The sequence below is a fragment of the Seohaeicola nanhaiensis genome (genome assembly GCF_042654245.1).
Lineage (GTDB): Bacteria > Pseudomonadota > Alphaproteobacteria > Rhodobacterales > Rhodobacteraceae > Seohaeicola_A > Seohaeicola_A nanhaiensis.
On sequence record NZ_JBHSGI010000041.1, the window covers coordinates 1 to 5,914 of the forward strand.

2 tRNA genes and 3 rRNA genes are annotated in these 5,914 nt (G+C 53.9%); all 5 read left to right on the top strand.

Annotated features, from left to right (window positions below):
• Positions 1-390: 390 nt before the first annotated feature.
• Positions 391-1,855: ribosomal RNA gene (locus tag ACFO5X_RS26170) — 16S ribosomal RNA — on the top strand.
• 171 nt (positions 1,856-2,026) lie between these two features.
• Positions 2,027-2,103: transfer RNA gene (locus tag ACFO5X_RS26175), tRNA-Ile, on the top strand.
• A 193-nt stretch (positions 2,104-2,296) separates the two neighbouring features.
• Positions 2,297-2,372, top strand: a tRNA-Ala gene (locus ACFO5X_RS26180).
• A gap of 381 nt (positions 2,373-2,753) precedes the next feature.
• Positions 2,754-5,584: ribosomal RNA gene (locus ACFO5X_RS26185) — 23S ribosomal RNA — on the top strand.
• A 138-nt stretch (positions 5,585-5,722) separates the two neighbouring features.
• Positions 5,723-5,837, top strand: a 5S ribosomal RNA gene (gene rrf / locus ACFO5X_RS26190).
• Together the 16S, 23S and 5S rRNA genes with 2 tRNA genes alongside form the textbook arrangement of a ribosomal RNA operon.
• The last annotated feature ends 77 nt before the right edge of the window (positions 5,838-5,914 follow it).

Here is a 5,914-nt window from a genome sequence, read left to right on the forward strand (position 1 = left end):
TCACCGGCGGCGCAGAGATGCGGCGGCGGGGCGCGGGACGGTTCGGACGGAGACGGACGGGCGGTTCTGGCGGGACGAAAAACAGCGGTAATACAGGCGGGGCGCGCCGAACAAGTTAGGGCGCATCCTGTTGAATTTGTCGCTACGCTCTTTGACATGGATAATATCTGAAGAGATATGTGGGCGGTTTGGTTCATTTCGATGGATCAACGTCTGTATATCGCGCCTCTAGGCTTCGGCCGATGATGAGGTGTCAGCTTCACTGTTTGGACGGCTTTCGGTTTCTTTGGAAACCCGAAGCACAGACAAACAGAGACTTCCATCAGGATTAGCCTCCTGGTGGAGATGTGCAGAGGTTCGAACGTCAAGGACAAGCTGGAAACAGCTTTTCAACTTGAGAGTTTGATCCTGGCTCAGAACGAACGCTGGCGGCAGGCTTAACACATGCAAGTCGAGCGAAGACTTCGGTCTTAGCGGCGGACGGGTTAGTAACGCGTGGGAACGTGCCTCTCTCTACGGAATAGTCCCGGGAAACTGGGTTTAATACCGTATACGCCCTTTGGGGGAAAGATTTATCGGAGAGAGATCGGCCCGCGTAAGATTAGGTAGTTGGTGGGGTAATGGCCTACCAAGCCTACGATCTTTAGCTGGTTTTAGAGGATGATCAGCAACACTGGGACTGAGACACGGCCCAGACTCCTACGGGAGGCAGCAGTGGGGAATCTTAGACAATGGGCGCAAGCCTGATCTAGCCATGCCGCGTGAGTGATGAAGGCCTTAGGGTCGTAAAGCTCTTTCGCCAGAGATGATAATGACAGTATCTGGTAAAGAAACCCCGGCTAACTCCGTGCCAGCAGCCGCGGTAATACGGAGGGGGTTAGCGTTGTTCGGAATTACTGGGCGTAAAGCGCACGTAGGCGGATCAGAAAGTTGGGGGTGAAATCCCAGGGCTCAACCCTGGAACTGCCTCCAAAACTCCTGGTCTTGAGTTCGAGAGAGGTGAGTGGAATTCCGAGTGTAGAGGTGAAATTCGTAGATATTCGGAGGAACACCAGTGGCGAAGGCGGCTCACTGGCTCGATACTGACGCTGAGGTGCGAAAGTGTGGGGAGCAAACAGGATTAGATACCCTGGTAGTCCACACCGTAAACGATGAATGCCAGTCGTCGGGTAGTATACTGCTCGGTGACACACCTAACGGATTAAGCATTCCGCCTGGGGAGTACGGTCGCAAGATTAAAACTCAAAGGAATTGACGGGGGCCCGCACAAGCGGTGGAGCATGTGGTTTAATTCGAAGCAACGCGCAGAACCTTACCAACCCTTGACATCCCCGGACCGCTGGAGAGATTCAGCTTTCTCGTAAGAGACCGGGTGACAGGTGCTGCATGGCTGTCGTCAGCTCGTGTCGTGAGATGTTCGGTTAAGTCCGGCAACGAGCGCAACCCACATCTTTAGTTGCCAGCATTCAGTTGGGCACTCTAAAGAAACTGCCCGTGATAAGCGGGAGGAAGGTGTGGATGACGTCAAGTCCTCATGGCCCTTACGGGTTGGGCTACACACGTGCTACAATGGCAGTGACAATGGGTTAATCCCAAAAAGCTGTCTCAGTTCGGATTGGGGTCTGCAACTCGACCCCATGAAGTCGGAATCGCTAGTAATCGCGTAACAGCATGACGCGGTGAATACGTTCCCGGGCCTTGTACACACCGCCCGTCACACCATGGGAGTTGGGTTTACCCGAAGGTGGTGCGCCAACCTGTTCGCAGGAGGCAGCCAACCACGGTAAGCTCAGCGACTGGGGTGAAGTCGTAACAAGGTAGCCGTAGGGGAACCTGCGGCTGGATCACCTCCTTTCTAAGGATGTTTCTAGATACTTCTGGTTGCAACGCCGATGCGCTCAAGTAGCGAAGCGGTAGCGCACCAAAGTCGTGAAACACTTAGCACGGTCAGCAATCAAAGCTGACCACATCCGGACCAGGCCGTCCTCATATCTCTTCAGAACGGAACACGGGCCACCGCCCGTATGGGTCGGTAGCTCAGGTGGTTAGAGCGCACGCCTGATAAGCGTGAGGTCGGAGGTTCAAGTCCTCCTCGACCCACCATGTCTTGTTTGCTGTGCAAACAAGACAGGCGCGGAAAGCGGATTGCAGGGCAATCTGCGGCGCGCACGGCAGGTGTGTTTGCCCCCTGGCTGATGCGACTTCAACCTTGTTTCCCTGAAATGGTGCCGCGTGCGGCCGCAGCTTTCTTCGAAAGCCGCTTACCCGCACAAAGGTCCATTTTGCGGAGCAAAATGGGGCCTTAGCTCAGCTGGGAGAGCGCCTGATTTGCATTCAGGAGGTCAGGAGTTCGATCCTCCTAGGCTCCACCACTTCGCGGTTCGATTTGATCAGCAAGGACTGGCCGCAGTCCTTGCTCATCCAATCGGATGACAGTTTCCTTCGGGAACGCACTTAACATCGTAAAGAGAGATACATAACGACACCGTTGGTGTCCCGGAGTGACGGGATTGCCTCGGTTCGGAGCAAAGGCCGCAAGGCCGATGCGAGCGTATGACACGGGTGCTTCCTCGCCTGTCCATGCGTCTGCCGGATCGAAACGACGGTGTTGTCCAAGTCAAGTACACTAACCAATCGAGCCCGGTCAGCATGGATCGGGTTCGGGTAGTATGCTTTTGGTCCAGGGAAACAGGAGAGGTTGTTTACCAGCTTCCGCTCCATCGTCAGATGCAAGTCTGTCTTTTTCTGGATCAAATCAAGCGCGAAAAGGGCGTTTGGTGAATGCCTTGGCAGTAAGAGGCGATGAAGGACGTGATACTCTGCGATAAGTCATGGGGAGCCGAGAATAGGCTTTGATCCATGAATTTCCGAATGGGGCAACCCACCTGATACTGTGTTATTACGGCCCGCAAGGGCGGCTAATAATGCGGTCAACCAGGTATTTATGACCTGAATACATAGGGTTATAAAGGCGAACCCGGGGAACTGAAACATCTAAGTACCCGGAGGAAAGGACATCAATAGAGACTCTCCTAGTAGCGGCGAGCGAACGGGGACCAGCCGAGTCCTGAGAGTGACCAGAACGATCTGGAAAGATCGACCATAGCGGGTGACAGTCCCGTATGGGAAGCTCGATGGAACGTATTAAGTAGGGCGGGACACGTGAAATCCTGTCTGAAGATCGGAGGACCACCTCCGAAGGCTAAGTACTCCTTACTGACCGATAGCGAACCAGTACCGTGAGGGAAAGGTGAAAAGCACCCCGACGAGGGGAGTGAAACAGTACCTGAAACCGAACGCCTACAAGCAGTCGGAGCCTCCTTGCGAGGTGACGGCGTACCTTTTGTATAATGGGTCATCGACTTGGTCTATCTAGCAAGCTTAAGCCGTTAGGTGTAGGCGCAGCGAAAGCGAGTCTTAATAGGGCGAATGAGTTAGATGGATCAGACCCGAAACCGAGTGATCTAGCCATGACCAGGATGAAGGTAAGGTAACACTTACTGGAGGTCCGAACCCACACCTGTTGAAAAAGGTCGGGATGAGTTGTGGCTAGGGGTGAAAGGCTAATCAAACTCGGAGATAGCTGGTTCTCTGCGAAATCTATTTAGGTAGAGCGTCGTCCGAATACCCTCGGGGGTAGAGCACTGGATGGGTAATGGGGTCCCACAGACTTACTGATCCTAACCAAACTCCGAATACCGAGGAGTACTAGACGGCAGACACACAGTGGATGCTAACGTCCATTGTGAAGAGGGAAACAACCCTGACCTACAGCTAAGGCCCCCAATTCATGGCTAAGTGGGAAAGCAGGTGGGACGTCCAAAACAACCAGGAGGTTGGCTTAGAAGCAGCCATCCTTTAAAGATAGCGTAACAGCTCACTGGTCTAATCAAGATATCCTGCGGCGAAGATGTAACGGGGCTCAAGCCATGAGCCGAAGCTTAGGATGCACATAGTGCATGGTAGCAGAGCGTAGTGTGACATAGTTCCATGTCTCCTTACCGGGTTCGCCCGGATTGGAGACGCGGAGCTTTCTGTGAAGCGGGCCTGTGAGGGATCCCGTGGAGAGATCACTAGCGAGAATGATGACATGAGTAGCGACAAAGAGTGTGAGAGACACTCTCGCCGAAAGTCCAAGGGTTCCTGCTTAAAGCTAATCTGAGCAGGGTAAGCCGACCCCTAAGTCGAGGCCGACAGGCGTAGACGATGGGAACCAGGTTAATATTCCTGGGCCAGGAGGATGTGACGGATCGCAGGTGTAGTTCAGTCTTATCGGATTGACTGGGCTGCTGAGTGGTCCCTGGAAATAGCCCTCCGCTAGATCGTACCCTAAACCGACACAGGTGGACTGGTAGAGAATACCAAGGCGCTTGAGAGAACGATGTTGAAGGAACTCGGCAAAATACCTCCGTAAGTTCGCGAGAAGGAGGCCCGGTTCCAAGGCAACTTGGAGCTGGGGACACAAACCAGGGGGTGGCGACTGTTTACTTAAAACACAGGGCTGTGCGAAGTCGTAAGACGACGTATACAGTCTGACGCCTGCCCGGTGCCTGAAGGTTAAAAGGAGGGGTGCAAGCTCTGAATTGAAGCCCAGGTAAACGGCGGCCGTAACTATAACGGTCCTAAGGTAGCGAAATTCCTTGTCGGGTAAGTTCCGACCTGCACGAATGGCGTAACGACCTCCCCGCTGTCTCCAACATCGACTCAGCGAAATTGAATTGTCTGTCAAGATGCAGACTACCCGCGGTTAGACGGAAAGACCCCATGCACCTTTACTATAGCTTCGCACTGGCATCAGGATTGAGATGTGCAGGATAGGTGGTAGGCTTCGAAGCGGGAACGCCAGTTTCCGTGGAGCCTCCCTTGAGATACCACCCTTCTTACTCTTGATGTCTAACCGCGGCCCGTTATCCGGGTCCGGGACCCTGCGTGGTGGGTAGTTTGACTGGGGCGGTCGCCTCCTAAAGTGTAACGGAGGCGCGCGAAGGTTGGCTCAGAGCGGTCGGAAATCGCTCGTTGAGTGCAATGGCAGAAGCCAGCCTGACTGCAAGACTGACAAGTCGAGCAGAGACGAAAGTCGGTCATAGTGATCCGGTGGTCCCAAGTGGGAGGGCCATCGCTCAACGGATAAAAGGTACGCTGGGGATAACAGGCTGATACTGCCCAAGAGTCCATATCGACGGCAGTGTTTGGCACCTCGATGTCGGCTCATCTCATCCTGGGGCTGGAGCAGGTCCCAAGGGTATGGCTGTTCGCCATTTAAAGAGGTACGTGAGCTGGGTTTAGAACGTCGTGAGACAGTTCGGTCCCTATCTTCCGTGGGTGTAGGATACTTGAGAGGAGTTGCCCCTAGTACGAGAGGACCGGGGTGAACGTTCCACTGGTGGACCAGTTGTCGTGCCAACGGCAGTGCTGGGTAGCTATGAACGGACAGGATAACCGCTGAAGGCATCTAAGCGGGAAGCCCCCCTCAAAACAAGGTATCCCTGAGGACCGTGGTAGACCACCACGTCGATAGGCCGGAGATGTAAGCACAGCAATGTGTTCAGTTGACCGGTACTAATTGTCCGATAGGCTTGATTTGATCCAGTAAAAGAAAGACTTTACAGGGATCAAAAGCATACACCAACTTCAGTGAACTTGACTTGGACACCGCCACGCGGCGGCAAAAAACGCGCAACCTGCCGAAAGGCAATAGCGCGAAAACAGAGGACTTTTTCGGTTTGGTGGTCATAGCGCAAGTGAAACACCCGGTCCCATCCCGAACCCGGCAGTTAAGCACTGTAGCGCCGATGGTACTGCACCTTAAGGTGTGGGAGAGTAGGTCACTGCCAAACCTAAAAAGCCCTCTGAAACATGTATCCCTCTTACCAATAAACCAATCCTAAACGCCGCCCCTAATCAGGGCGGCGTT